Raw genomic sequence first — 26,064 nt, forward strand, 5'->3', positions numbered from 1 at the left:
TCAATATTTCCGCATCAGCAAAACCAGATAGATTCTGCCCAGATATTGTTTCGCGATTTCGTCCTTCAGAAAATAGATCAATATATATTGCCTGTATTGCTCGGAATCTATCGGAACGAGTTTATGGTTCAGATTCTCCGGAGGGGATACTTCCATTTCGAATCTCCCCGACTTCATTTCGGATATCAACTCCGCGCAGATTTGATTCGCGAATTCGAGCATGATGGAGGCGGCGTGGCTTCGGATCGTAGGATCTATATGGAAGGACTTTGCTATCTTCGGAAGCAATTTCAGCTTCGTATAGCCGTCCATCGCGAGAAATAACTTTCCTTCCGCTTCTCCCTTGAATTCCACACAGGTGCAGTTCTCGTAACATAGCCCTTCGTTTCTCGAAGGACCGAACGCTTCCCTTACTGCATGCACCCCCAAACTCTTATCGATGAATTCGGGAAAAATCTGCGAAACGGTGAGTATGAACTTTTCGTCGAGGAGTGGATCTATATTTACAGACATACTAAACGGTTCGGTCCTTCTTCCAAAGATAGATACAACGCTTCCCTAGCTTTCGGTTCCCAATCCCTATCGTCTTTCCTGACGCGGACTCCGGCCCCCACATTCAACGAACGTTTGGGAGAACCTAAAAATTCCATCAGGGAAGGAAGAGATTTCTGAAAAGAGATCCAGTCGGAAGTGGACAAAAACGAAGCCGCCCGGTTTCCGCGGATTCGATAAAGAAGGATGGAATCATGGAATTTCTCCGACCACCATCGACCGAAACTTTTCAGTAGGACCGAACGTTCGTCGATCGAAGCGAACTCCAGGAACAGGAGTATTTTAGGTTCTTCTCCTTCCTTTCTTTCTTTTTCCAAGGCGTTGCAGAATGCCAAATAGGATCCCCATCCGGTCTCGAAATCCTCCGTCTTGGAGGAAAGTGCCAGAGCTTCCGCGAAAGAGTGTATTTTTCTCGATAACTCTTTCTCTCTCGATTCTCCGCCATCTTCCAGACCGTTACACACCACCTTTCCCATCTCGGAGCCTTCCCATTCCAGAACCCAGGTCAATCCATCCGACTCCTCTACGACGGCTTCCGGAAATCCTTCGGATAGGACGATCAAACTTCTCTGTTTGGATGCGCAGCGGCTCAGCTTTCCGTACTGGGAGAACAATTGGATCTCCCAACTTCCGTACTCCGAGAGGGAATCCAAAAAGTCGCGAATGGATTCGTAGATTTTTCCCTTTACCGGCAAATGAAAATAACTTCTTTGAGAGAGGTCCGAAACCGTTTCGATTTCGGACGGTTTCGAAAAATCTTTCGGCAGCTCGGGACTTTCCGGTATTTCCTCGGGAGAAACTTCCTTAGGGACTTCGGAAGATTCCGATTTCCGTTCCAAATTGGTTCGCACTACAAACCCGAACAATGCCAGAAGCGCAAAAGATACGCTTCCCAAAGCAAGGACTTGTCCGTCCATCCAAACCGAAGGCTGTTCCGCGAAGCCGGGAAAAATAAGAAAAAAATCCCTGAAAAATTGCATTTTATCGGACTCCGTTCCGTTACTATATGTAACGGGCGGATTTCTCCCCGGCTCAAACGATTTTTCCATGAAACTGTATTCGGAACTCGCGGAATATTATTTCGATATAGAAAAGAACGCCCGAAAGTTCGATTTAGAAACCCAATTTTTAGACCGACTCTTCCGCAAACATAGGATCCGAAACGTTCTGGATCTGGGCTGCGGAACGGGAGAACACGTGACCCATTTCCAGGGCCTCGGCTATAAATTAAGAGGGGTCGATTCTTCCGCGAGAATGATCGAAGTCGCCAAAAAACGGTACTCCCATTGTAGGTTCGAAGTCGGCTCCATGCAAACGTACAAATCCCAGGAACAATGGGACGGGATCATTAGCCTATTCGGCTCCTTCAATTACCTTCTCACGAACGAAGAAGTGGAATCCACCTTAAAACAACTGGAGTCGAACTTAAAACCTGCCGGGATCGCGGTACTAGAAGTCTGGAATGCGGAACCGTTACGCAAAATCAAACGCAAAGCGATCACTCCCGTTTCTCAAACCAAAACGAGAAACACCGTGATCCAAAGAAATCGGGGATTCAGATTGGTCCGAGCAGACCAATCCACAGTGGTGGAAGTCAATTATATCTATAATTTGAATTCCAAGGAAGTAAAGGACAAACACCTGATGCGGGCCTACTTCTTGACCGAATTCCAAAGGATCCTATCCAAACACCGGATGGAAATCCTGAACGTGTATTCGAATTACAACGAGGTAAAGTTCCGCAGCAATGCAGGGCGGATGATTCTCGTATTGAAAAAGAAAAGCGCTTAAAGAGACCGGGCCCTGCTCGATACCTTGGCCCGATTCCGAACGGATCCGAAAAATCCTTCCCAATCCGCATTCCGTTTGAGATCTTAGATCCCCGGAGGAAATAGATGGCCGAAAGTTTTGATGTGACCGTAATCGGCGGAGGACCGGGCGGATACGTGGCTGCGATTCGCGCGGCGCAATTGGGTCTGAACGTCTGCTTGATCGAAAAGGAGAGACTCGGCGGAATCTGCCTCAATTGGGGATGCATTCCCACCAAAGCTCTTCTGGAATCCGCTCACCTTCTGGAATCGGCGCGTAAGGCAGAATCATTCGGACTTAAAATTTCCGGTATCAGCGCCGATTTTCCCGCAATCGTCAAACGTTCCAGAGGAGTCGCGGATACGATGGCCAACGGTGTCGATTTTCTCATGAAGAAAAATAAGATTTCCGTTAAGAAGGGAAGCGCGGTGTTCAAGGATAAGAACACGATCTGGCTTCCGGATTCCTCCAAGGAGGAAATCCGTTCCGAATTCTTCATCATCGCTACCGGGGCAAGACCGAGAGAACTTCCGGGACTTCCGTTCGACGGGGAGAAGGTACTTTCCAGCAAACACGCAATGATCCAGGACTCCGCTCCGAAATCGCTCGCAATCGTAGGAGCGGGAGCCATAGGAGCCGAGTTTGCCGATTTTTACGCCAGCATGGGAACCCAAGTGACCTTGATCGAAATGCAGGACAGAATTCTACCGTTGGAGGATCCGGAAATTTCCGGGCTGCTGAATCGTTCCTTCTCGAAACGGGGAATCCAGGTTTTGGTAAATGTGGGCGTCTCGGATCCCAAAGCGGATGCGAAGGGGGTTTCCTTTCTTCTCAAAGGAGAAGGTCTTCCTCCGGAAGGAGAACGCAGGGAATTCGAAAAAGCGTTAGTCGCCATTGGAGTCGTCCCGAATACGGAAGGGATGTCTCTGGAGGAGATCGGTGTCTTTTTGCAGAAGGGATTCGTCAAAGTTGACGCCAAATTAAAAAGCAAAATACCGAATATTTACGCGATCGGGGATTGCATCGGAGCTCCGTTATTGGCCCACGTCGCCTCTATGGAAGGAATCAAAGCCGCGGAAGCGATTTCGATCGCCAAAGGAAATTCGCACAACCTAATCTTCGAGCCGATCGACTACGATAAGATTCCCGCCTGTACCTATTGCCACCCCGAGGTCGCTTCCGTGGGTAAGACGGAGGCGGACGCGAAAAAAGCGGGCATAGAAATCTCCGTGGGGAAATTTCCCTTCCGGGTCAGCGGACGCGCCCAAGCCCTGGGTGAAACCGAGGGAATGGTCAAACTGATCGCGAATAAAAAGACTGGAGAATTGCTCGGAGCCCACATGATCGGTCCGAACGTAACGGAACTCTTGGGGGAAGTGAATCTAGGAATGGGTTCCGAACTGACACTGAAGGAAATCGCAGGAAGAATACACGCCCACCCTACTCTTTCGGAAGCCTTAATGGAAGCCGCCGCCCAAGCCTTGGGAGAAGCAATCAACCTATAGCGGACGAATTGGGTCTTGGATCCATGGTCCCGGAGAACAGAATATCTACCTTGCTCACCTTGAACTCCGTGGGAAGCTCGGATTCGAGGTGAAGCATGGAGGAATCCACATCGTGGAATTTTCCGGTAGTCTCGTCGAAGAAATGGTAATGGTCGTCTATATTGCTATCGAACACGGATTTTCCCAGACAGGAAAATTTGAACTCCCGCAGCAACCCTGCCGAAACCAGTACGTTCAACGTGTTGTAAACGGTGGCTAGGCTCATCTTAAAGGATTTCCGGTCCACCCACTCCTTTACTTCTTCGGCGGTAGGATGGTCCGCTTCGCAAAGAACGTACTGGCAAATGGAGATCCTCTGCATCGTAGGCTGGATGGAAACGGATTTTAAACGTTTCGCAATCTCGTCCGGAGTAAGGCAGTAATTATTCTTTTTACTAAAATGATCCATTCTAAGCGATCTTGAAAAACAAGGGTTCCTATAATATAGGACGGTCTTTCCCCTCGGAATCCGCCGGAAAAAAATCGAATTCCAACGTATTCTAAGGAAACCTTTGGATTCCGTTGGAATTTCGCAATCCAAAAACCCGGAGAAAAATCCGGGCAAACAGGGTTTTTATTTTGATACGGATCCTTCGGAACCATAACCTGTCCAAAAATCTTCGGAAACGATAGGAACGATGAGAAACAGAATCCTTAATTCCATCCTTATCTTTGCGCTCCTCCTTCCCTTTTCGGCAGGGGCTCAAAATTCCTCGGCCGGTCTCGGCACGGCGGAAACTCTTGCCCAAGCGGAATCCGCTCCTTCCCCAACGGAAGCTCCGGTCGAACACCACGAATCTGCGCCGGCGCATCACGAGAGCTTAGGCGGAGACCTTCCGTTCTGGTCGGTAATCCCCTTCATACTGATCCTGCTGAGCATCGCATTGTTACCATTGATTTCCCACGCGACCGCCCATTGGTGGGAAAATAACAATAATAAGCTGTTAGTCGCCTTGGCGTTGGGAGGAGTTTCCTTCGGGGTACTTTTGGCCTACAATTGCGGGGAAAAGATCTATCACACCATGGTCTTTGACTACATTCCGTTCATCATTCTTCTGGCCTCGCTCTTTTACATTTCCGGAGGGATCGTTCTAAAAGGGGATATTGAAGCCACGCCGATCAATAACACGATCTTTCTGATCGTAGGTACCTTTCTTTCCTCTTTTATCGGAACCACCGGAGCCTCCATGCTCATGATCCGACCGATCCTAAAAACGAATTCCGAAAGAAAACACGTGGTCCATACGGTCATTTTCTTCATCTTTCTGGTTTCGAATATCGGCGGTTCCTTAACACCCCTCGGGGATCCTCCATTGTTCTTAGGATATCTGCAAGGCGTGCCTTTTACCTGGACCTTCGGCCTTTTTCCGGAGATGCTTCTCACCTCGGTACTCCTACTAGTCGTTTATTTCGTATGGGACACGGTCATGCATAAGAAAGAGACCAAGAAGGACATCCAAAGGGACATCCGGGAACAGATTCCGATCGGATTGGAAGGCCAAGTCAATATCATTTGGCTCCTCGGAGTGGTGCTGTCCGTAGCCTACATCAACGAACATTACATTCCTGCGATCAAACACAACCATTACCTGGGATTCCTCCGTGAAGGAGTTCTCGTTCTGCTGATCCTTGCTTCCAAATTCACTTCCGATCCGAAACTGCGGGAAAGAAACAAGTTTACTCTGCAGCCGATCCAGGAGGTCGCGTATCTATTCATCGGAATCTTCCTTACGATGATCCCAGCGCTTCTATTATTGGAACACCACGGAAAGGAATTGGGAGTCACACAACCTTGGCATTTCTTCTGGGTGACAGGACTCTTTTCCGGTGTTTTGGATAATGCGCCGACCTATCTCACCTTCGTGTCTCTGGCAAAAGGCTTGCTCGGATTTACGGACATCCACCAAATCTTGGCGGATCCATTCGGAGAATCCTTGTTAAAAGCCATATCTGTGGGAGCGGTATTTATGGGAGCCTTGACCTACATAGGGAACGCCCCGAATTTCATGGTTAAATCCGTCGCGGAAGAGAATAACGTTAAAATGCCGAGTTTCGGAGGGTACGTACTCTATTCCTTGAGCCTACTCATCCCAACTTTTATCCTTTTGACCTTCCTCTTCTTCGTTTAATCGCGGAAGTCGGACCCGGAAAAAACCGTCGAGAGCGCTGTTCTCGGCGGTTTTTTATCTTCAGGATGCGAAAAGGAAAAGAAAGGGGCTTTTCAATCGGAAGATTGAGGAATCGGAGTGAATACTGCCGAGTGAAGACTCCGGCTACTCTTACCGTCCGGAGAGATTTTTTCCGTATATAGAACTTCTACGTTCGTGGATCTAGCCGGTCGATACATGACGACCTTTCCGATCCAATCGTAAACGGACAGCGAATAATCCACGACGCTTAACGCTGCCTGTAAAGGAAGGAATCTGGATTTGGACAACGGTTTCACTTCTCTATCGTTGGCAGCCATCATCCACTTGTAAATCCTCGCGGATCTACCCATGTTCTTCAGATTCTCCCATTCCAATTTCGTCTCGGGTAAAGTGGCTTCCACCTGACCGAACTGGACTCGAACCGGAATCCCTTTTTCTTTGGATTCCTGGATCGCCGTGGACAATTGCAGATCGAACGTGTCCTCGTCCAAATACTCGATTTGATTGCAGGAGGAAAAGACAGTCTCGCAAATATCTCCGTATCGTTTGTGAACGATATAGACCAGAACGATATTCCTGGTCTCCGGATGGTACAAAACCTTGGCGTTATAGTTCGTCGTCGGCCTATAATAAATTCCGCGGTACACCCTTTTGAATACGTTCCAGCCTACGAAACCGACTTCCTTTAGGACGGGAGGTTCCGGCAAATCCAAAGCGCGTACGGCTATATGCAATTTTTCGATAGCAACTCTTCCGTCCCGTTTGGAGATTTCCAACAAAAAGTCGCGGATCTCTTCCAATTCGTCGTCTCCCAATTTCAGCCGCTTTTTGGAAGTATCGATGAGCACCTTTCCTACGTTTTCCGACAGAAGTCTTTTCAATTCGGACTTCGTACCTTTTTTCGCGATTTCTTCCAGATCGTATTGGATACAATCCTCTTGATGACAGGAAATCTGTTCTTCATACCGATCCACGCCGAAGGTTCCCGAAGGCGGTGGCTTCGTTTCTGCGGATCCGGTTTGCGCTTGGGAAGGCAAAACCCCGACGAGAAATAAAAGAAGTAGGAGGACTTTAGATCGCAAAGATCGCACCGGAATTTTAGGAAACTTCGTCCCGGTAATCCATGACCAGATACATCAGAGTCTCGTTGTCCGTAGGATTGATATATTCGTGAGGCACGTCCGCCCGGAAAAACACGGAATCCTTGGCGTCCAGTTCGACTACCTTATCAGCCACTCTAAGTCTGAGCTTTCCGGAAACGACCACGAGATTTTCCGTCGTTCCCGCTTGGTGAGGTTCCGCGACTTCGATTCCGCCCGGCTTCAGAACGAGCTCGTAAAATTCCGTTCTTCTCCCGCCCAAAAAAGGAAACAAGGCGCGGCTGGAAAACACTTTGGAACTGGAATACAGGATCTTCGTATTCTCCGCTTTTAAAACCAGAACTCCGTCCGTTCCTTTTTCTTTAAGTAGCTCGCTGAAGGGTACGTTCAAACCGTTCGCGATTTTCCATAAAACAGCGATGGTGGGTACGCTTTTTCCTTGTTCGATTTGCGATAACATGGCACGACTCACTCCGCAACGAGACGCGAGTTTGTCCAAAGAGAGTCCTTTAGTATGGCGGATTAATTTAAGGTTTTCTTTGACAACTTCCGTAATATGTTCGCTGGAAACGATATCCTTCGCCTCGATTTCTTCCGCATCGACTTGGTTCATACCTTTTTCATCCAATATAACGGAATCAATGTCAATCCAATTTCGAAAAACACGTCTTAAGTTTACAGGAAGCGAGAAGATTCGATTCTAGGACCGGTATGAGTGAGAAACATTCCGGGCCCAAGTCTCTCGGGTACGAACGAAAGAAACCGGAAAAAATCCCGGTTTTGTACAGAGACGATTTTCTCCTGGTCGCGGAAAAACCCGCCGGACTCCCCGTTCACGCGACATTGGATCCGAATCGTAGAAATTTTGCGGACGAACTCCAGGCTCAGGAAAAATTACCTTACTTACGTTTGGTGAACCGTTTGGATTTGGATACGAGCGGACTCGTACTTTTTTGTATCGATGCGGAACGAAACAAAGAAGCGGATCACATCCTTTCCGAATCCGAAAAAAGATATTTGTGCATCGTAAAGGGACTCCCGGCAAAAGATTCCTTTCGAGAGGAATGCTTCTTAAAAGAAGGCAAAGGTAAAGTATCCGCCGTCCGTTCCGGAGGAAAGAAGGCGATCACGGAGTTCGAAGTTCTTTCCCGGAATCAAAACGGGAATATTTCCCTTCTGTCCGCAAAATTGATCACTGGCAGGAGACACCAAATCCGTTTTCAGATCGCTTTTGCCGGCTTTCCGATTCTGGGAGACCATACCTACGATCCTTCCGGAGACGAATTCAAAAACAAGGTCCCTTCTCCCCATCGCTGCCTACTCCATTCCTATCTTTTAAAATTCCTACCGCCGAATGCGGAAAGACCCTTGCAAATCCTGTCTCCTCTCCCGGAAGATTTTCGGATCTACCTTCCCTTTTTTCCTGGAATTTCTTTCCCTTTTTGAATAACCTGGAACGGAATTTTTTCGGTTCGGACACGAATCGACGATAGGGGGAAAAATGCCCGAATCGATTGCCCTAATCGTAGGCGGCAGCGGCGCCGCAGGCCAAAGCGCGATACAGGCCTTTCACGAGGACCGAAGTAATTCCGATCGGAATTGGAGAATCATTGCCACCACTTCGGGAGAAAACTCCGTCCAAGGCGCCGATAAAACCTTAAAACATATCGGACTCGAAGACGCCGACGACGCGATTCTGAAAATCGTAGAAGCGCTGAAGGCGGAAGATCCCGTGGATGTCCTAATTTATACTCCCGCTAGAGGGAATCTGGGATATCCGGTCTCCCTGACTCCGGAAGAGGACATCGAAGAAGGTTTAAAATTTTGTTATGATCCGATGCTTGAATTGGAAAAAAAACTTTTCCCTCGTTTAACGATAGGATACTCCGCATTCTATTATCTTCCGCATCTTCTTACGTTCTACGGTTCTCTCGCCTTCATTAAAAAGAAGATGGAGGATTGGGCGTTGGAAAAGCCGGAATCCAGAAAGGTCATACGCGCCGGAACCTTTTTCAGCCAGAGCGTTCGGGGAATCACCCTGATCCTACAAAGGTTGGCCAAATCCTCTCCGCATGCCGAACTGCAAAAATTGCTGGAAGAACAGAAAGCCTCCGGCAAGAAATTCCCCGACTTCTTTTTGGAATATATCGCCGCCAAAGAAAAGCAAAGTTACGAATCGGATTTTCCGAATCTCCCGTACCGTATGACGGAACCGAAAGATCTCAAAGAGGCTCTTTTAAGGATTTTGGGAGGAGAACCCGCGCCCATCGTTTCTTTAATGGGAGCTTGGGTTTGGACCGAAGACAAGCTTCCTGCGATGCCGGAGTATTTAAGGAAAAGATGAAGAGATTACGGGCCAACCCTCCACGGGTTGGACCAAAGATCCGAGCGGAGGAACCTTACCTTTTCCGCGATCCAGAAAAATCCCTTGTAATTTAGAATTTTCTAATAAGGGAAAATCGTTTTCCGTGTCTCCGAACGCGATTTCGTAACCTTCCCCCCCGGTGGCTTCCAAAATCCTGCGTACTTTTCCGCTCCCGTAAGTGAAAGGTTCCTTTACGCCTCGCTTGAGAATTCCGGACTCCTCTTCCAATTCCACTCCCAAGACCCGATCCTCCGGAATTCCCCAGACGGAAGAGACTTCCTGAATGACTCCCTGCGGGGAAGCGGTTACGATCCAGAGATCCGCGCCATTCTTTCTGAATTCCCGAACGAGTTCGATCAACGCGGCATAAGGTCGAACCGCTTCGGAAGAAGAAGACTTTCGGTTTTCCTCCCAGACCTCCCGAGCGGTCCGGCGTAATTCGGAATCGGAGCGTCCCGAAAAAATCCAAGTCGACCATCGATAAGAGGCCTCTAATCCTTCCGCCTCGTGGACCGTTTCATAAAATTTCCAGGTTTGCTTCTGGAACGCATTTCCGTCTTTTTTCCGCAATTCGTTCAGTTTCGTTCCCGTTTCGGCATCCGAAAAAAAGGGGCGGATATCTTCGATCCAGGGAACTCCCTCCAAGAGGAGTCGATTCATCACCGCTTCGCCGAAATCGTTCCGGACCAACGTATTGTCGAAATCGAAGACCGCACGGATCGGTCCGCGACGATCCAAAAGATCTTGTAAAAAGGAACCTAGTTCAGGAGTCCAGAGACGATCCAACAAATGGTTTTTACTGTTGGACCGTTTCTTTGGCGATTGCGACCTGGGAATCCCGGTCGGCGAGGAAAGGTGGAAGGTAATGTTCCGGATTCAATACTACGTTTTGATATCTCACTTCGAAATGCACATGCGGGCCTGTCGTATGTCCCGTATTCCCCGAGAGAGCGAGCACCTGCCCTTTTTTTACCTTATCTCCTTGCTTTACGAAAAGCATGGAGTTATGCGCGTAGAGAGTTTGGATTCCGTTGATTTGAGGATGCTGCACCAGAACCCTGAGACCGTATCCACCGTCCCTTTTGGAATCCAACACGATTCCGTCAGCAGCGGCAATCACAACGGATCCGTTCGGGCAGGCGATATCCACTCCGGCATGCAATGCGTTCCAACGTCTTCCCAGGCGAGAAGTCACACGGGAATGTTTAAAACTCAAGGGCCAGATCAATTCCCTGGAGTCCGAAGAAAAAATTTCCCGTCCTTTATCTTCCAGCAATAGGCTCCGAACGAAGTTACCGTTATACGGAAAAAATACTGGGTCGCTAGAAGGAATTTTTCCCGTGTCATGGATTCCGTTCAGCACCCGGACTTCCAATTCGGAAGTTCCGAACTTGTGATACAGATCCTCTAAAGATTCTTTCATCTTTCCGGTGACGATCCAAATCCCTTCCCTACCTTGGTAGGTCTGGATGTACTGATTGTCGATCTTGACTTCTTCTAAATTTGAATTTGCGAAAGACTTGAGTGCAAAAAGTAAGATGATTCCTGCGGAGAGCCCCGCAATTGTAAGGCCGGTTTTGCTTTTCATTTGGTTCTTTCCTTGAAGCGCTGCCAAAAAAATTCTTAAGAAACGTGGCTCATTCCTAAGATCGGCAGAAATTTTCCGAAAGTTCATCCCATCCTGCCTGTCCGGAATCCTTGGACAAGAATTTTTCCATTCCGGAAAGCCCCAGTCGGCAGGAATCGTTGCATGATATTAGGTAATAATCGATGATTTAAGAGTTTTTCTTTCTTTTTTGTCATAATTTGACGTATTTTAAGGATTTTGATCAGAAATTCTATTCGGAACTTCCCCTTTTCCTTCCAGGTTTTTCGAACAGATTCTCATGTAAAACGGATTCTTACGACGAGAAGCCCAGTTTCCCCTCGATAAGAGACAGAATACCGAAAAACTTCGGGAAAAAACCATCCGAGGACGGATAGTTTTGCAAGGATTCGAAGAATGGGAAAAGAAATGGCTAGTCTAGGAACCGATCCGCGACTTGGGGAGAAGGAATGGAACAGGAATCCGTTCGGCCGAACCAAAGATACCGGTTTTTAGCGATCCATTCGTACACGAAATCCCGGAGAAAAATCGGGAAAACGAAGCAAACGACAGCCAAATTCCAGGGGAAACCGAGAGCGGAAAGGATTTTCAGAACTGCCGTAGACTTCTCATACAAAGATCCGTTTTGGTAAAAAATGATACTGGAATCCTTACCTTCCGGATGACGGGCATCCCCCGAAAGAGGGAGGGCTCTCCCACGTTCCGATTGGAGGTGGGCAAATCGGAGTATTTTCTTTTTGTCCCTGGCGATCAACCAAGCGACAGTACCATTGCATAGATTGCATACCCCGTCGAAAAAAACGATCTGTCCGTTTCTTTCTTCCAGGGCCGCCCGAGTCTTCATTCTTTCCTCTGCGGTCAGCCTTTCCTTTCCGCACCACCCACTCTAGGCGCACTTCCCGTTGCCGTTTGTCCGTACACCGCCGCCGCCTGCTTCGGAAGACTGGACTTTCTCCATTCGAACCAGGAACCTATGTATACGTTCACGTCGTTATAACCCACTTCTTTTAACATCAAAGCCAAAAGGGAAGACCTGGCCCCGTTGTAATCGTAGATCACCGTCGTACGCTCCGGCATGAACGGAAACGCTCTCAGTTTTTTGTTGAAGAAAGTTTTATCTACCAACTCCCCGCTCGCGTCATAAAGCATACGCCAATCCCAGAGAAACGCTCCCGGTAAACGACCGCACAGACTCCCGGGTTCCGGTGCGGTGAGCCGGGGAAGCTTTCCGTCATATTCCTCCGGAGTGCGCGTATCGAAAATCTGAAGTCTCGTAAGGTTCTTTTCCAGAAAGGCCTTATCTACGATCCCTTCCAATTTGCGGATTTTGGTCGCTGGAGCAAAATCGAATTCTCTGGCGCCCTTTTCCGTAGTACCTTCCACCGGCCATTTCCGATCCAGAATGTACGTATGAACAAAACCTGCGGACCGGAGAAGAAGAGTCAAACGGGCAGCGAACATACCCATTCCTTCGTCGAAGACGATGATTCTAGATTTTCCTTCCTTCTTGGCCAAGGCGATCACCTCGTCCAACGGACCTAACATTTTCTTAAAGGATTCTGGATCTGACGCGAATGCTTTTTTCACGAAAGGGAAATAACAGGAACCTTTTAGAGTGGATTCCTGAAATTGCACTTGGGAACGGCAATCAATAATAAAGTCCTGATCGGTCAGGTCGGATTTTAAAAAACTCCAATTGGACAAGCTAAACTACCATTTTAATCTAGTTTCAGATTCGGATTTCGAAAATCTGTAGCAGATGGAATCTTGCGAACGAAAAGCAAAAAGCCCAAAATTCCAAACTAACTTTTAACCATATTCCTAAGTCCCTTCCGAAAGTTTAACTTTTTTTTCACAGATGGAAAAATTCGCGACATAAGGGAGAAAAATGATGCGATTTTTTTCTTCCGCCTCCGCTTCGGTAAAATACGGTTTTTCCGGAGCCGATATTCTATCTAGTGAATCCCCCGGTCCGAAAAAATTTAGCATTCCACTTTTTCTCGGCGCTCCCTTGCGTGTTTGTCCTGCTTTTTGCCGGAACCGTTTTGTACGTTTCTGGAGTTTTTGTACCTTCTCTCCAAGCACAGGAGACTACGACACTCGATGCTCCTTCCGGCGCGGTTTCTTCCACTTCCTTCCTGAACGATTCCGAGTTCCGGGACGGATGGAAAAAATACTCCAAAGAAAAAGACGCGCGTCCCCTGAAGGCCTGGTTCCAAAACCGTTCCAGCGTATCGATCCGCCCCTGCTCTCTTCTAAAGACCTTGGAATTCGAAGGACTCCAATATTTCTCCTTAAAATGCCCCGGCGAAATCCTGAGTGGATTTTTTTACTCCGGACGAACCAAGGTTACCGCTCCGGAGACGGTTGACGCAATTCGAGTCAAAGGCCCGGTCAAGATCGGCAAGGCCGTCTATTGGGAACTGGCTTTTTCCGACCTGGATCTTTCCGATCTTGGAACCCCCACCAAAATCGAACCTCGCAAAAAAAGGCCCAAACTCCCCGACAGACCGCCCGACAATCTCGGACTACAGTATTTTTTAAGCATAGCAAGAAGGCCCGCCGCGAGGCCGACCCCGAACGGAAAGGAAGTCTTTTTCGATTCCTCCTGTCCTCTGGTGTATCTAGGAAAAGACGGAGATTTTTATTGGGATAAAGCAGTGTACTTTTCTTTCCAAGCGAGTTGCCTCCCCCAATCTCCCTATTCTTGGGTAAGAATCCGTGCGGATTTTACAGGAAATGTGGTGTTGGACAGCAAACCGTCCCAGAGCCTGCAAGAAGGGGAAAGATTTCTGGCGAAGTTGAAGATCCAGTCGGTGGAAAAGGATAAGATCGTATGGTCGGAGGCGGAGTTGTTCCATGAGTAAGACGCGTTTTCTACTTTTCCTTTTTTGTTTCTCCGCGCTTTTCGTTCTACCCGGAAGTCCGGTCCGCAGCCAAAACAGTACGAGCGGGAACCAGGACCTCAAGAACCTTTTCGGAAGCGTGGTCATCGTACGAAGCGATAGCTATCCGGATCCCTCGGATCCTCTCGAATTCGGGGACCAGGATCTTTCTAAAGATGTAGGTTCCGGCTTTATCATTCAGGGAAATCGGATCCTGACGAACGCGCATGTGGTCGCCGATTCCAAGTTCCTGAAAGTGAAACATTATAATAGCGGCAAGTACTACGACGCAAAAGTGGAGTTTTTAGGTTACGACTGCGATCTCGCGCTCTTGAAGGTGGAAGACGACGAATTTTTCATGGGGATAGAGCCTTTGGAAATCGCCGACGAATCTCCTTCCTTGGGAAGCAATCTTTTAATGCTCGGCTACCCGGAAGGGGACGAGAACCTCACTCTCGAAAACGGGATCGTCAACAGAGTCGAAAGATTACGCTATTCGTTTACCGGTCTGGATTATCGGAAAGTCGTTCGCGTTACGGCGAATATTTTACCGGGGTATTCCGGCGGGCCGGCGATTCAGAACGGCAAAGTGGCCGGAATCACGTTCGAAGTCAGCCAATTGCAAGGAAATACCGCCTATTTGATTCCGCCGGAAATCGTCCTTCATTTTCTGAAGGATGTGGAGGACGGCAGCTACAACGGTTTTCCTTACGCGGGTTTTACATTCCAAAACGGAAATTCCGAATCCTTAAAACGGTATCTGAAAGTCCCCGCAGGACTACAGGGAGTACTGATCAATAAGGTATATCCGGATTCCTCTTTTTCAGAGGTCCTGCAACAGGATGATTTCCTGTACAAGATAGACGACGCGTTTTTGAATAACGAAGGCGGGCTCCAGGAATTTACCGGAAGGACCATCGTGGATCTGATCGAGCCGAACTTCATCGGACAAACCCTGACTCTGTTCTTCTATAGGAACGGAAAACACTACAAAGTTCCCACCCAATTAAAGCAGACCAAGTCCTTGGACATGTACCGGGATCGGGAGTCCAAGAATTTCGTAGGAGCGGGTCTGATGTTCCAATCCGTGAATCGAGCCTTGTTCGGAAAGGAAAGCCAAAGAATCGAAACGGCGCTCCGTTATCACTACAGTTATTACATACAGGACGATCTATTTCGATTCACCGAACGGGATCTGATTTTGACGACGATCTTTCCGGATCCTTTGAATTCCAAATATCTTCCGTACCGTTTCAAGATTCTGGAATCCATCAACGGCAAGACTCCTTCGGACCTTTCCGACTTCAAGGATCTCTGGAACAAATATGCCGACGGAACGATCGTGCTGAAATTCAGGGGAGTCGGTTTGCCTTTGATTTTGGATACGAAAACGATACGAACGATAGATGCCAGAGTGAAAAAGCGTTTCGACGTCCGACCGGACGCGAACAAGGAGGGAAAATGAACTTCCGAGTTTTGGGAGCCGGCTTATTCCTTTGCGCATTTTTGCCCGCATTTTCTCCCGTCGAGTCCAAGCAGGGAGGAGAATTCTTCCTACTCGTTCATTTTCGGAAATACTCGCACCACAACCCTTTTCAAAAAGGAGTGCCCTTCCAAAAACGCGTGCCCGCGATCCGATTGGACGAAAAGACCGCATTGGCCTTGTTGAAACCGGGGGACATTCCTCTCTTTGCGGAAATGCATCCTGATGAATCTGCCGGACGCAAAGCCTATTTCGAAAAGGTCGATCCGGAAACCGGCTTAGGCATCCTGACCTTGCCGAACGACATGAGTCGCTCCAAAAAAAGGATCCCTTTCTCTCACCTTGAGCCCCATCGCAATTCCAAAACCTGCTCCTCTTTTTTTCCCACTCTAGAATGGGCCAGTCTCGAAAATTCCAGAGCTCTACTTCCTCTTTCTAGAATTTCCAGAAAAGAGGGAACCGAACCCGTGAGAAAGTTTCTAATATCTCACGGTTTTATTTGCGGTTTTACGGACGGATCCTGGAACGGAGGAGCCGATCTGTTGCGACGGTTTTATTTCAACCGAGGAATGTCTCCTTCCCCCTTTCCTCACCCCGGTTTTACCGCGGACACAAGCCTGACCCCCGCGGAGGAAAACTATTATTTTCCGAAAGGTTCCGTCGGAGTGGTGGTGTCCGAAGTTCTTCCCGGAGTGGGTCCTATGCACAATCTCTTTCCTGGAGACGCAATCCTTTCGGTGAACGGAATTCCGGTATCGAGCAAGGACAAGCAAGCGTTGTATGATTTAATCCTAAGAAGACACGGGGTTCCGGTGAATTCCGGGGAAAACGTCCATCTGTCCTTGTATAGAGACGGACGCAGGAGAGAGTTGTCGTATCACTTACGGCCTTACGACGAGGATTCGTTTCTGATTCCGGAACGCACCGGAAAATCCGCGCCTAGATATCTCATTTCCGGCGGTTTATTGTTTACGGAGCTCACTCAGTCTTATTTGAAGGAATTCGGCGAAAAATACAAATCCTCCGCGGAAAGAAAATTGGTATATCTCGCGGAAAGTTTTTCCCGCAAATTGCATCCGGAGAAAAAAAGAATCGTTCTTTTGTCCCGTACTTTTCCCGACGAAAAAAATCGTGCTTACCAGGAATTTCAGGATTTGATTTTGGAATCCGTAAATGATAAAATCGTGGATTCGATAGACGGATTAAAAGAAATTTTGGCAACCTCCAAGGACGATTTCTACGTTTTCCGATTCGCCGGGAATAAGATCGTGGTGTTCACGAAGGAAGAAGCGAAGGATTTGGATAGTCGTATAAAATCCTTATATTCCTTGGATACATTGGATAACGTGAACTGACAAAATCCTTGACTTAGTCCTCATACTCGGATTTTCTTTGGATTCGGAACTTTCCATGAAAATCCTATTCGTTGACGACGAAGAAGTGATTCGGGATCTTTTTCAGGAAATTTTCGGCGGAGAATACGAACTCACTCTCGCAGGAACCGCCGAGCAAGCCCTGGAAATCACGACCGCAGAATCCTTCGACCTTATTATCACGGATATCCGTTTGCCTAGAATGAACGGTATCGAGTTGATCACCAAACTTCGGGAAAAAGGTGTCGAAACTCCGTTTATCGTAATTACAGGAAATCAGGATATACAGATTTCGATTAATGCGTTGCGTCTAGGAGCCGTGGATTTTTTCCTCAAACCGTTTCGGATGGAGGCGATCCGTTATTCCCTCCTTCGGTTCAGAAACCTTTTCCATGCGGGAAAGGATTTGGTCGACAAGAGATTTTTCCAAATCCGGGAGTCGAAGCAGAATTTTGCTCTCATTCCTAGATTAGGAAATTTGAATCAATACGTGCACCTTATCCTGCGGTCCATTTCCCATCTTCCCGGTCTTCATAACGACGACCTTCTTTCCTTGAAAGTGGCTCTGTATGAATTAGTGGGAAACGCGATCGAGCACGGTTGCGCCGGAATTTCCTACCACCAAAAGCAGGAACTCATGTTCAGAGAAAGCGATTATTTCGCCTATGTGGACCGAATCTGCGAATCGCGGGAGGATTGGATCGAAGTGCAGATCGATTACGACGACAAGCAGGTCGTGGTCGTTCTGGAGGATAATGGAGAAGGGTTCGATCCGGACAGGGTTCCCGATCCTGTAAACGATCCGAACGCGAGCCAACTTTCCGGAAGAGGAATCTTCCTGGTGAGAATGAACGTGGATTCTTTGGATTATAACGAACGCGGCAATAAGGTCACGTTCATTAAAAAACTACAGACACAGATCCTCGCGAAAAGCTAAAATCGGATTCCTGCACTGGCATACCACCGGAAATATTCTCGGACGGCCATCGGCCTTTTGATTTCGTCCAACAATACGGATTCGTCCTGACCGGGCTTGACCCACGCATAAGCGGCCCCCAAAAGTGCGAAGCCTACTTCCCCTTTCCAGCCCCCTGCCGCGATCAGCTCCAGGCCGCGACCTATATAAGAAATTCCTAATCCTGTAGCCAGGGTCGCGCTCCATCCTTGAGAAAGTTCCTTCCTCAATCCGGCTTGGTAGTATTGAAGACCGTCGTTTTCATAAACGGGTTTGCGGTAGGAATCGATTCCCGCAAACGGAGCGTCCTGCTTGGCCTGAAAATCCCGGAGCAACAATATGGAGATTGGCGCCAGAAATCCTCTAGGATCCCCTTTAATTCCGGCAAATCCGTCGGATCGGTTGTCCGTCCTGAAAGTCCGGTCCGACTTGGAATACAAGCCTCGTACGAAAATCGAAACAGGACCGGTTTCATAGGTGGTCGATACGGTGGCTAGAAAAGAATTCGTAGTTTGCCTCGTATGGTAGGAATCGGTTGCATCCTTTCCATTTTCCCTCCTTCCTTCTAGGTGGAAAAAAGAACCTTCCCACTTCCATTCCTGCCATTTCAAAAACTCGAATTCCGTTCCGGAATATCTATAAAAACCGTAAGCCTGGAACGGTTGAGCTGTTTGAAAGAAGGAAGCGGGAACAGCTTCCTGCCTAGGTTCGGAATATTGGTAATGAAAGAATCGCAGACGTTTCCACAGTTTGTGCGGTTCCCAAACCAGATCCCCTCCCCTGACCGAAAGAGGAGATTCGGAGTCCTCCCTCGGAAGATAGGAAAGTCGGGACTGGAATTCCAATCCTAGGAGACTCCCTTTCAAGTTCAGGGATTTTATGGACCAACCGAATTCCGCATAATTCGCGAGACTTGCGAATAGAAAGCCCGCGCCGTCCAGACGCTGGAATCCCCTTCCCCCTTCGATTCTGAGAGAAAGAAAAGAAAGATTCAATCCTAAAGAGGCGATTGCTTCCCCGTCCGTCAATTTGTAGGTTTGGGCCCTGGAATCCTCCTTTTCCATATACGTCAGATAAGGAGAAGCCAAAACCATCGCTTCCCAACGAGAGGAGCCTCCGATCCATCCGAACTCGGGACTAAAAACTCCCTTAGCGGAAGTTTTCCGCGCCTGGTCGGACAGTACTCCTCCCTTTTGCGAAAAGGAGCGTCCGAAAACGTACGGGTCGACGTAGAAACCGTACTTCGTACGGATCTTACTTGAATCCTCCTGAGTGCGGGCAAAACGCCCGACGGAAAGTACGGGAATATTACCGTCGTTTAATAAAGAAGAGTCGTCCAGACGATATTTCGGATAGGAATCGCCGAAGATCCCCATACCCGGGAGCAAAAGAATAGTACATAAAAAAAATCGAATATACTGGGACGGGCTCACTTAATCGTAGGCCGATAATAGGCGAGAAAATAACCGCTCAGGATCAGCCAGGAAGGAATCTGACCTAGAAAAAAGGCTCCCGCGGCCCCCATGGGTCCGTATTCCGGAATCAGAAGATTATCCAAGACTAACCCGGATAGCATTCGGACCAGCGCTAATAATGCGAGAATTCTAGGTTGGCCTAGAGCGAATAAGGCCATCCCAAGGGGGGAAAAAACCAACTGGAGGAGATAATTCGGATATAGCAATTGAAAGACGGGAACCGACTCCGGATATTTCCCGGAAAACAAAGCAGCGAACACCCAGTCCGAAAGCAAAACCCAGGGAACCAAAAGTAGGGCAACCCCAGATGACATCAGAATCGTACGACCCAAAAATTTCGCAAAATCCTCGCTTTCGGTTAATCTGGAAAGTTTGGGATAGATCATCGAATTCAGTACGGAAAACAGGATCACGAATCCGCTGAAAGGCTGCAACGCGGTACCGTAAGAGGCCACCGCTTCGTTGGAATGGTACCGATTCAAAAAAAACAATTCCATGCGATCCGAAATGATCGCAAACAAGGAGGCCAAGAACGCGTATCGATTAAAGGAAGTAAGTTCCCCGATCTGGACTCTGATCTCCTCTTTCCCGCCTTGCCATTCCAACTTTTCCCTAGGAAATAGGAAAAAGAAAAGAAGGATCGTAAAGGCCGGTGCGGTGGTGAATATCGCGAGTATATCCAGATTATTTAATGCTCTATCCGTAAATTGGTCCGCAAAATACAGGATCACGAGTCTGAAAAGGTTCGGTAAAGGATACCAAACGGACAAAGATTGGTATTGCCCGAAAGAGACGAAAATGCTTTCGAAATAGCTGTTAAACGAAAGGACAAAACTCCCGAACACGAGCAGGAAAGCAGCCAGGGCATTTTCGCGCAAAAGAAGGGTCGCAAATCCGGTAACGATCGCTAGGGCGGCAAAAGCTCCCCATTTGATCCATAAGGAGGAGGCCAGAAGGACTCCTATCTTCTTTTTGTCTTCCGTCAAAGGAGCAAGGTATTTCACCAAGGCGGCAGGGAGGCCGAATTCCGCGACCGTTAAGAGTACGGGCAGGAATCCCGAATAGTATTGAAAAATCCCGTTCTCGTTCTTGCTCAGAATCCGTACGGAATACACCATGAAGACGAAATTCAAAAGGGAAGCGAGAACCTTGGAACCGCCTACGGAAAAGAAGGAACGTAGGAACCCGGAACTTCGGAGACGATTGACGATCTCCGGTAAAACTTTCATGGTATCCGATAGGCGGGACATTCTTTAAAGCAGATAGATTCCGCCTCTCATCCTTTTCAAGAGGAAGGGGGAAAGGTGGCCGATATAGTAGCAAACGATCCCATACCTTAGGTATCTGGCAACCGGATTTTCCGGGAAAAGGAAAGCGAATATCCGCCCCAAAAGAACGTAAAGGATCAGAATGCCGATCGCGACCATCCCCATCCGAACCCCCCAAGAAATTCGGTCCTTCGCAGGCCCCCAATCCAACCCTCGGGCACGATTCGAAAGGATCCCGATTCCGAATCCAGCCAATGCCCCCGACGAAGATACCACTTGCTCCCAGGAGTGGACGGCTTCCCTCGTACCGCCTTCTTCCAGGAGCAACACACTCGGAATCGTCAGCGCGATCCACAACAGACTGTAGGATTTAAGCCTAGAGGAGGAACCGAGATCGACGCCGGAAAAATCCGGTTCTAACATATCCGGGCGGACTTTCAACCAGAGTTCCGTTCCGAAAAGGACCAGGACTCCGAGGATCAGACCGCCGATAACATCTCCTAGATAATGCAAGCCGGCATACATCCTCGCGATGGGCATGAGGAAAATACAAAACACACCGAGCCGTTTTATAAAATTCGATTTTATATGCAGAAATAAAATTCCGTAAAGCACCACCGCTGTCTGCACATGTCCCGACGGAAATCCGTACGAACTTTCCGAAATTCCCAGCTCCTGAGCGAAAGGCAAACCGACCGGTCTAGACGATTGAAAGATCGCTTTGCAACTTCCGTTCAGGATCCCCGCAAGCATCAATCCTAAAGCCATCCGAATTCCGATCTTACGATCCACACAGAGATAGATGAAGGAAACGAGCGCCATAAAGAATGCGGTCGAACCTAGATAATGGAACAAAACGGAAAGCGGCCCTAGCAAGGAATCCAAGAAAGTTCCGTGCATGGCTTCCAATACCGAGTTACCGAACATCGTTTCGTTCATGGGGATCTTCGTCCAATTCATAGAGCCAATTTATAAAAGTGGAAAGCCGAATCAAAAGCTTTTCGGTCTTCGAAAAGGGATCCCGTAATTCCGAACGATTGATAGGTTTCCCATAAGAATTGGTTTCGAAAGAAAAAATCTCGGTTGAAGGTTGGAAGGCGGAAGAGTAGCATGAATCGAAAGCGAAAGATGAAATGAACGTTTGTTAACTTGACGTTTGGGATACGAAACCGCTTTCCCCGTTTTCGTAATTCGAGTCTCGAGAATAAGGATCCGCATGAACGAAAGCGCGCCTCGACCGGGAGAATTGGAAAGTCTGTTTCTGATTCCCAGGGAATACGCCAGAATATTTTTGAAAGGCTTGATGAATCTCATTTATGATGTGGAGGTTCAGGGAGTGGAAAACGTACCGGAATCGAGCGGAGGAGTGATCGTCTCGAATCATACCGACAACTTGGACGTCATCGTACAAGGCACGGCGGTTTCCAGAAAAATCGTATATTTAGGTAAATATGAACTCTTTCATCCTCAAGAACCGTTTTTGGAATTGCTCAAAGACCCGTCTTTCGAACATTTTCCGTTAAGTCTGGTAAAAGCCGGATTAAAAACGACCTTCGACGCGATCGGAGGATACCAGGGAAAGACCTTGTTAAACTGGGGAGGAGTTCCTATATTAAGATCACATAATATTACGGACTCGAAATCGGCCGCAAAATATTACGAAGACCTGGAAAATTACATGGTCGATCTCGTCCAAAAAGGAGAGTTGATTTCCGTATATCCCGAAGGCACCAGATCCGAAGACGGAAAGTTAGGATCCTTCAAAGCCCTGGCCGCAAAAATCGCGATCCGCGCGGGGGTTCCCATCATACCTTCGGGGATACACGGAGCTTGGAGAATGACGAAATTAGACTCGTTCCTGACGGGGAAAGTGTTTAAGACGAAGATCGTATATAAGATAGGCCGACCGATTTTCCCTGCCGAATTTCCGAACGAGCCCCTTAAGCGCTCCGCCAAACTCCTCACGGAAGAATTGGAGCGCAGGGTGGCGGAACTTTCCGGAGCAGATCTCCCGAATTCCCAGGAGGATTCCTCGAATGGAAACCGAAATCTATAGACCCAAACACAAACTCAAATTCGTGACCGCGGCGTCGCTCTTCGACGGTCATGATGCATCCATAAATATTATGAGAAGGATTCTGCAGTCTTCCGGAGTGGAAGTGGTTCATTTGGGTCACAATAGATCCGTCCAGGAAATCGTGGATTGTGCGATCCAGGAAGACGTGCAAGGAATAGCGGTGACGAGCTATCAGGGCGGCCACGTGGAATATTTCAAATATATGATCGACTTGTTGCGCGAGAAAGGCGCTGGTCATATTAAGATATTCGGGGGAGGAGGAGGAACCATTCTCCCGAATGAAATTAAAGAACTGGAAGAATACGGAGTTTCCAAGATTTATTCCCCCGACGATGGACGCAATTTAGGACTGCAAGGCATGATCAACGACGTGCTGAGCAAATCCGATTTTTCCCCTCCTCTCACGTTTAACGGAGATCTGCATTCCGCCTTAAAACTCCGGAATCCGATCGCGATCGCTCAATCCATCTCTTTGGTGGAGAGTTCGGACCTAGCTCCCGCTCGGACTTCCGAAAAGTTGAATTTTCCTCCCGCCTCCAAGAATATTCCTGTGTTGGGAATCACTGGGACCGGAGGAGCGGGAAAATCTTCCCTGACGGATGAACTCGTAAGACGTTTTCTGTCCGATTTCCCGGACAAATCCGTGGCGGTCCTATCCGTCGATCCTTCCAAAAGAAAGACCGGCGGAGCGCTGTTAGGTGATCGAATCAGGATGAATTCCATCTTTCATCCTCGGGTTTATATGAGGTCCTTTGCGACTCGGGAGGCCAATATCGCGTTAAACAAGAATGTGAAACGAAGTATAGAAATCCTGAAAAGTTCCGATTTCGATCTGATCGTGGTGGAGACCGCCGGAATCGGGCAAAGCGATTCCGAAATCACCGAAGTGGCGGATGTCAGCCTTTACGTGATGACGCCCGAGTTCGGCGCGGCCACCCAATTGGAAAAAATCGACATGATCGATTATGCGGATCTGATCGCGGTGAATAAATGCGATAAGCGTGGAGCCAAAGACGCGATCCGAGACGTTCAAAAGCAATTCCAGCGTTCCCGACAAGACTGGGCGACCGACCCGGAAAAAATGCCCGTCTATGGGACGATTGCCTCCCAATTCAACGATCCCGGTACCAATAACCTATACGCGTCTTTGGTCCTGGTTCTGAATTCGAAATTCGGATTGGAATGGAAATCCGGTTTGGCAGTCACTCAGGAAAGCAGTCTGAAAATCCATATCATTCCACCCGATCGCCAACGATATTTGGCGGAAATTGCGGAAACCTGTGACGAATACGAATCCTTTACGGAAAAGGAAGCGGCCGCGGCGGAAGTATTGTACAGGATCAAAGGAGCTATTGATGTGCTGAAAGAGCGCGACGCGGATACCTCTGCGCTCGAGTCGGAATATTCCGTGCGGGAATCGAAACTCCATCCGGAAACGAAAGCCATCCTGAACGGTTGGGAAGAGAAAATCCGGAAATACTCCGGAAAGTATTTCACCTATACCGTTCGCGACAAAGAGATACAGGTTCCGAATTTCACAAAATCTTTAAGTAATATAGATGTCCCCAAAATCTCCGTCCCGAAATTCAAAAGCTGGGGAGATAGAGTGCGCTGGTCCTTCCGGGAGAATTTCCCGGGAGAATTCCCTTTTACCGCAGGGGTATTTCCTTTCAAGCGGACCGGAGAAGATCCGACCCGCATGTTCGCGGGCGAGGGCGGTCCGGAACGTACAAACGCAAGATTTCATTACGTAAGTCTGGGAATGCCGGCACAAAGACTGAGCACTGCTTTCGATTCGGTGACTCTTTATGGCGAAGACCCCGGCGTTAGGCCGGACATTTACGGAAAAATCGGAAACTCCGGAGTCAGCATCGCTACGTTAGACGACGCAAAAAAACTCTATTCCGGATTCGACTTATGTAAGCCTAGCACATCCGTCTCCATGACGATCAACGGCCCCGCTCCGATGATACTATCCTTCTTTTTGAACGCCGCTGTGGATCAATCCTGCGAAAAATACATTCGTGCCCAAGGATTGGTGGAACGCACAGAATCCAAGATGAAGGAAATCTATCTGGCAAAGGGCGTTCCGCTCCCGAAATACGAAGGACAGATTCCTATAGGAAACGACGGCTTAGGACTCCTACTCTTAGGAGTGAGCGGAGATCGGATTCTCGAAAAAGAGACGTATGAAAGGATCAAAGCGGATACGCTTTCTACGGTGAGAGGGACCGTCCAAGCGGATATCCTAAAAGAGGACCAAGCCCAAAACACCTGTATTTTCTCCACGGAATTCGCACTCAGACTGATGGGAGACGTTCAGGATCATTTTATCCGCAACAAGGTACGAAACTTCTATTCCGTTTCCATCTCCGGCTATCATATCGCCGAAGCGGGAGCGAATCCCATCACCCAAGTGGCCTTCACTCTTGCAAACGGATTTACTTACGTGGAATACTATCTTTCCCGCGGGATGAAGATAGACGATTTTGCGCCGAACCTTTCCTTCTTCTTCTCGAACGGAATTGATCCGGAATATGCGGTGATCGGTCGAGTCGCGAGGAGAATCTGGGCCAAGACGATGAAAAGGAAATACGGAGCGGGCGAACGTTCCCAGATGTTGAAATACCACATACAGACTTCGGGAAGATCGTTACACGCCCAAGAAATTGCGTTCAACGATATCCGAACCACTCTCCAGGCTCTATATGCGATTTACGATAATTGCAACAGTCTCCATACGAACGCATACGATGAAGCGATCACCACTCCAACGGAAGAATCCGTTAGAAGGGCGATGGCGATACAACTGATCATCAATCGGGAACTCGGATCGGCCAAAAATGAGAACCCTCTGCAGGGGGCCTTTATCATCGAAGAGTTATCGGACCTGGTCGAAAAAGCGATCCTGACGGAATTCCGGAGAATTTCCGAAAGAGGCGGAGTGTTGGGAGCGATGGAGAGCATGTACCAGCGGAATAAGATCCAGGAAGAATCCCTTCATTACGAACATTTAAAACACACGGGCGAAATTCCCGTGATCGGAGTGAATACTTTTCTCGGAAAGGACGGATCTCCCACCGTATTACCCGAGGAAGTGATACGTTCCACGGAATCGGAAAAGAAGGCGCAAATCGATCACCTGGAAGCGTTCCAATACCGAAACCGTTCGGAGGCGACGGAGGCTCTGAAAAAATTGAAGGAGGCCTGTGTATCGGATTCCAACGGTTTTAACGAACTCATGGAAGCGGGAAAAGTCTGTTCTCTCGGACAAATGACTTCGGCGCTCTACGAAGTAGGCGGGCAATATCGCAGGAGTATGTAAACTCCGGAATTCCTTACCGATAAAAAAGATTCTACATTGAGAGAAAAGAGGTTGATTTCGGATCCGACTCACCTATAATTTTTTGACAAAAATTTCG

The 26,064-nt window shown here is 48.3% G+C and carries 23 protein-coding genes; 11 read left to right on the forward strand and 12 right to left on the reverse strand.

What is annotated here, in order from left to right:
* Positions 1 to 513 (reverse strand): chemotaxis protein CheX, encoded by a 513-nt coding sequence (locus tag EHO60_RS02345; protein WP_135766573.1) that lies wholly within the window; start codon positions 511 to 513, stop codon positions 1 to 3.
* The gene (locus EHO60_RS02350; RefSeq protein ID WP_246028097.1) at positions 504 to 1,469 is read right to left on the reverse strand and encodes a hypothetical protein; all 966 of its coding nucleotides are present in this window, start codon (positions 1,467 to 1,469) and stop codon (positions 504 to 506) included. The genes EHO60_RS02345 and EHO60_RS02350 overlap by 10 nt, the downstream gene beginning before the upstream one ends.
* A 130-nt stretch (positions 1,470 to 1,599) precedes the next feature.
* Between EHO60_RS02350 and EHO60_RS02355 the strand changes: the two genes are divergently transcribed.
* Positions 1,600 to 2,343 (forward strand): class I SAM-dependent DNA methyltransferase, encoded by a 744-nt coding sequence (locus EHO60_RS02355; protein WP_135766575.1) that lies wholly within the window; start codon positions 1,600 to 1,602, stop codon positions 2,341 to 2,343.
* Between the two features lie 104 nt (positions 2,344 to 2,447).
* Positions 2,448 to 3,866 carry a dihydrolipoyl dehydrogenase gene (lpdA, locus tag EHO60_RS02360; protein WP_135766576.1) on the forward strand — a complete coding sequence of 473 codons (1,419 nt, stop codon included), beginning with the start codon at positions 2,448 to 2,450 and terminating at the stop codon, positions 3,864 to 3,866.
* On the opposite strand, the gene perRB is transcribed toward lpdA, so the two are convergent.
* Positions 3,856 to 4,314 (reverse strand): peroxide-responsive transcriptional repressor PerRB, encoded by a 459-nt coding sequence (perRB, locus tag EHO60_RS02365; RefSeq protein ID WP_135766577.1) that lies wholly within the window; start codon positions 4,312 to 4,314, stop codon positions 3,856 to 3,858. The genes lpdA and perRB overlap by 11 nt on opposite strands.
* A gap of 229 nt (positions 4,315 to 4,543) precedes the next feature.
* Here perRB and EHO60_RS02370 point away from each other — a divergent pair, with 229 nt between their 5' ends.
* On the forward strand, positions 4,544 to 6,034 hold the full coding sequence (locus tag EHO60_RS02370) for a sodium:proton antiporter (protein WP_135766578.1): 1,491 nt from the start codon (positions 4,544 to 4,546) through the stop codon (positions 6,032 to 6,034).
* Between the two features lie 92 nt (positions 6,035 to 6,126).
* On the opposite strand, the gene EHO60_RS02375 is transcribed toward EHO60_RS02370, so the two are convergent.
* Together EHO60_RS02375 and EHO60_RS02380 are read right to left on the reverse strand one after the other, a co-directional pair.
* Positions 6,127 to 7,137, reverse strand: a complete 1,011-nt coding sequence (locus EHO60_RS02375) for a hypothetical protein (RefSeq protein WP_210409308.1) — start codon at positions 7,135 to 7,137, stop codon at positions 6,127 to 6,129.
* A gap of 16 nt (positions 7,138 to 7,153) precedes the next feature.
* Positions 7,154 to 7,768: a helix-turn-helix domain-containing protein gene (locus tag EHO60_RS02380; RefSeq protein WP_135766579.1), complete on the reverse strand. Its 615-nt coding sequence runs from the start codon at positions 7,766 to 7,768 to the stop codon at positions 7,154 to 7,156.
* A gap of 98 nt (positions 7,769 to 7,866) precedes the next feature.
* On the opposite strand from EHO60_RS02380, the gene EHO60_RS02385 reads away from it, so the two are divergent.
* Complete coding sequence (locus EHO60_RS02385) at positions 7,867 to 8,601, forward strand: RluA family pseudouridine synthase (protein WP_135766580.1); 735 nt, start codon at positions 7,867 to 7,869, stop codon at positions 8,599 to 8,601.
* 55 nt (positions 8,602 to 8,656) lie between these two features.
* A complete protein-coding gene (locus EHO60_RS02390; protein WP_135766581.1) occupies positions 8,657 to 9,499 on the forward strand; it encodes an SDR family oxidoreductase in 843 nt (280 codons plus the stop codon).
* On the opposite strand, the gene EHO60_RS02395 is transcribed toward EHO60_RS02390, so the two are convergent.
* From EHO60_RS02395 to EHO60_RS02410, 4 genes are all read right to left on the reverse strand, one after another.
* Complete coding sequence (locus tag EHO60_RS02395) at positions 9,485 to 10,306, reverse strand: HAD family hydrolase (protein WP_246028098.1); 822 nt, start codon at positions 10,304 to 10,306, stop codon at positions 9,485 to 9,487. The genes EHO60_RS02390 and EHO60_RS02395 overlap by 15 nt on opposite strands.
* Positions 10,307 to 10,316: 10 nt before the next feature.
* Positions 10,317 to 11,135 carry a M23 family metallopeptidase gene (locus tag EHO60_RS02400; RefSeq protein ID WP_210409309.1) on the reverse strand — a complete coding sequence of 273 codons (819 nt, stop codon included), beginning with the start codon at positions 11,133 to 11,135 and terminating at the stop codon, positions 10,317 to 10,319.
* A 403-nt stretch (positions 11,136 to 11,538) separates the two neighbouring features.
* Positions 11,539 to 11,970, reverse strand: coding sequence for a thiol-disulfide oxidoreductase DCC family protein (locus EHO60_RS02405; protein WP_135766584.1), 432 nt, complete (start codon positions 11,968 to 11,970; stop codon positions 11,539 to 11,541).
* A gap of 14 nt (positions 11,971 to 11,984) precedes the next feature.
* Positions 11,985 to 12,830, reverse strand: a complete 846-nt coding sequence (locus EHO60_RS02410; RefSeq protein ID WP_135766585.1) for a sulfurtransferase — start codon at positions 12,828 to 12,830, stop codon at positions 11,985 to 11,987.
* A 311-nt stretch (positions 12,831 to 13,141) separates the two neighbouring features.
* On the opposite strand from EHO60_RS02410, the gene EHO60_RS02415 reads away from it, so the two are divergent.
* From EHO60_RS02415 to EHO60_RS02430, 4 genes are read left to right on the forward strand one after another with little or no spacing between them, the layout of a single operon-like run.
* Entirely contained in the window at positions 13,142 to 13,993 is an 852-nt protein-coding gene (locus EHO60_RS02415) for an LIC11113 family protein (protein WP_246028099.1), read from the forward strand.
* The gene (locus EHO60_RS02420; RefSeq protein WP_135766586.1) at positions 13,986 to 15,476 is read left to right on the forward strand and encodes a S1C family serine protease; all 1,491 of its coding nucleotides are present in this window, start codon (positions 13,986 to 13,988) and stop codon (positions 15,474 to 15,476) included. The genes EHO60_RS02415 and EHO60_RS02420 overlap by 8 nt, the downstream gene beginning before the upstream one ends.
* The gene (locus tag EHO60_RS02425) at positions 15,473 to 16,849 is read left to right on the forward strand and encodes a PDZ domain-containing protein (RefSeq protein WP_135766587.1); all 1,377 of its coding nucleotides are present in this window, start codon (positions 15,473 to 15,475) and stop codon (positions 16,847 to 16,849) included. The genes EHO60_RS02420 and EHO60_RS02425 overlap by 4 nt, the downstream gene beginning before the upstream one ends.
* A 55-nt stretch (positions 16,850 to 16,904) precedes the next feature.
* Positions 16,905 to 17,804 (forward strand): ATP-binding response regulator, encoded by a 900-nt coding sequence (locus EHO60_RS02430; protein ID WP_135766588.1) that lies wholly within the window; start codon positions 16,905 to 16,907, stop codon positions 17,802 to 17,804.
* On the opposite strand, the gene EHO60_RS02435 is transcribed toward EHO60_RS02430, so the two are convergent.
* Genes EHO60_RS02435 through EHO60_RS02445 form a run of 3 tightly spaced genes read right to left on the reverse strand, consistent with a single transcriptional unit; the run spans position 17,801 to position 21,504 of the window.
* The gene (locus tag EHO60_RS02435) at positions 17,801 to 19,198 is read right to left on the reverse strand and encodes a hypothetical protein (protein WP_135766589.1); all 1,398 of its coding nucleotides are present in this window, start codon (positions 19,196 to 19,198) and stop codon (positions 17,801 to 17,803) included. The two genes, EHO60_RS02430 and EHO60_RS02435, sit on opposite strands and share 4 nt — an antisense overlap.
* Positions 19,199 to 19,251: 53 nt before the next feature.
* The gene (locus EHO60_RS02440; protein WP_135766590.1) at positions 19,252 to 20,547 is read right to left on the reverse strand and encodes a lipopolysaccharide biosynthesis protein; all 1,296 of its coding nucleotides are present in this window, start codon (positions 20,545 to 20,547) and stop codon (positions 19,252 to 19,254) included.
* Between the two features lie 3 nt (positions 20,548 to 20,550).
* Positions 20,551 to 21,504, reverse strand: a complete 954-nt coding sequence (locus EHO60_RS02445) for a phosphatase PAP2 family protein (protein ID WP_246028100.1) — start codon at positions 21,502 to 21,504, stop codon at positions 20,551 to 20,553.
* 277 nt (positions 21,505 to 21,781) lie between these two features.
* On the opposite strand from EHO60_RS02445, the gene EHO60_RS02450 reads away from it, so the two are divergent.
* On the forward strand, positions 21,782 to 22,621 hold the full coding sequence (locus tag EHO60_RS02450) for a lysophospholipid acyltransferase family protein (RefSeq protein WP_135766592.1): 840 nt from the start codon (positions 21,782 to 21,784) through the stop codon (positions 22,619 to 22,621).
* Complete coding sequence (locus EHO60_RS02455) at positions 22,602 to 25,967, forward strand: methylmalonyl-CoA mutase family protein (RefSeq protein WP_135766593.1); 3,366 nt, start codon at positions 22,602 to 22,604, stop codon at positions 25,965 to 25,967. The genes EHO60_RS02450 and EHO60_RS02455 overlap by 20 nt, the downstream gene beginning before the upstream one ends.
* The last annotated feature ends 97 nt before the right edge of the window (positions 25,968 to 26,064 follow it).

Source organism: Leptospira fletcheri (genome assembly GCF_004769195.1).
Lineage (GTDB): Bacteria > Spirochaetota > Leptospiria > Leptospirales > Leptospiraceae > Leptospira_B > Leptospira_B fletcheri.

Coding starts and splice junctions, on each gene's coding strand:
- EHO60_RS02430 (WP_135766588.1), top strand. CDS start 16,905: ATGAAAATCCTATTCGTTGACGACGAAGAAGTGATTCGGGATCTTTTT.
- EHO60_RS02435 (WP_135766589.1), bottom strand. CDS start 19,198: ATGGGGATCTTCGGCGATTCCTATCCGAAATATCGTCTGGACGACTCT.
- EHO60_RS02420 (WP_135766586.1), top strand. CDS start 13,986: ATGAGTAAGACGCGTTTTCTACTTTTCCTTTTTTGTTTCTCCGCGCTT.
- EHO60_RS02390 (WP_135766581.1), top strand. CDS start 8,657: ATGCCCGAATCGATTGCCCTAATCGTAGGCGGCAGCGGCGCCGCAGGC.
- EHO60_RS02380 (WP_135766579.1), bottom strand. CDS start 7,768: ATGAACCAAGTCGATGCGGAAGAAATCGAGGCGAAGGATATCGTTTCC.
- perRB (WP_135766577.1), bottom strand. CDS start 4,314: ATGGATCATTTTAGTAAAAAGAATAATTACTGCCTTACTCCGGACGAG.
- EHO60_RS02370 (WP_135766578.1), top strand. CDS start 4,544: ATGAGAAACAGAATCCTTAATTCCATCCTTATCTTTGCGCTCCTCCTT.
- EHO60_RS02440 (WP_135766590.1), bottom strand. CDS start 20,547: ATGTCCCGCCTATCGGATACCATGAAAGTTTTACCGGAGATCGTCAAT.
- EHO60_RS02425 (WP_135766587.1), top strand. CDS start 15,473: ATGAACTTCCGAGTTTTGGGAGCCGGCTTATTCCTTTGCGCATTTTTG.
- EHO60_RS02345 (WP_135766573.1), bottom strand. CDS start 513: ATGTCTGTAAATATAGATCCACTCCTCGACGAAAAGTTCATACTCACC.
- EHO60_RS02450 (WP_135766592.1), top strand. CDS start 21,782: ATGAACGAAAGCGCGCCTCGACCGGGAGAATTGGAAAGTCTGTTTCTG.
- EHO60_RS02455 (WP_135766593.1), top strand. CDS start 22,602: ATGGAAACCGAAATCTATAGACCCAAACACAAACTCAAATTCGTGACC.
- EHO60_RS02355 (WP_135766575.1), top strand. CDS start 1,600: ATGAAACTGTATTCGGAACTCGCGGAATATTATTTCGATATAGAAAAG.
- lpdA (WP_135766576.1), top strand. CDS start 2,448: ATGGCCGAAAGTTTTGATGTGACCGTAATCGGCGGAGGACCGGGCGGA.
- EHO60_RS02405 (WP_135766584.1), bottom strand. CDS start 11,970: ATGAAGACTCGGGCGGCCCTGGAAGAAAGAAACGGACAGATCGTTTTT.
- EHO60_RS02385 (WP_135766580.1), top strand. CDS start 7,867: ATGAGTGAGAAACATTCCGGGCCCAAGTCTCTCGGGTACGAACGAAAG.
- EHO60_RS02445 (WP_246028100.1), bottom strand. CDS start 21,504: ATGAACGAAACGATGTTCGGTAACTCGGTATTGGAAGCCATGCACGGA.
- EHO60_RS02350 (WP_246028097.1), bottom strand. CDS start 1,469: ATGGACGGACAAGTCCTTGCTTTGGGAAGCGTATCTTTTGCGCTTCTG.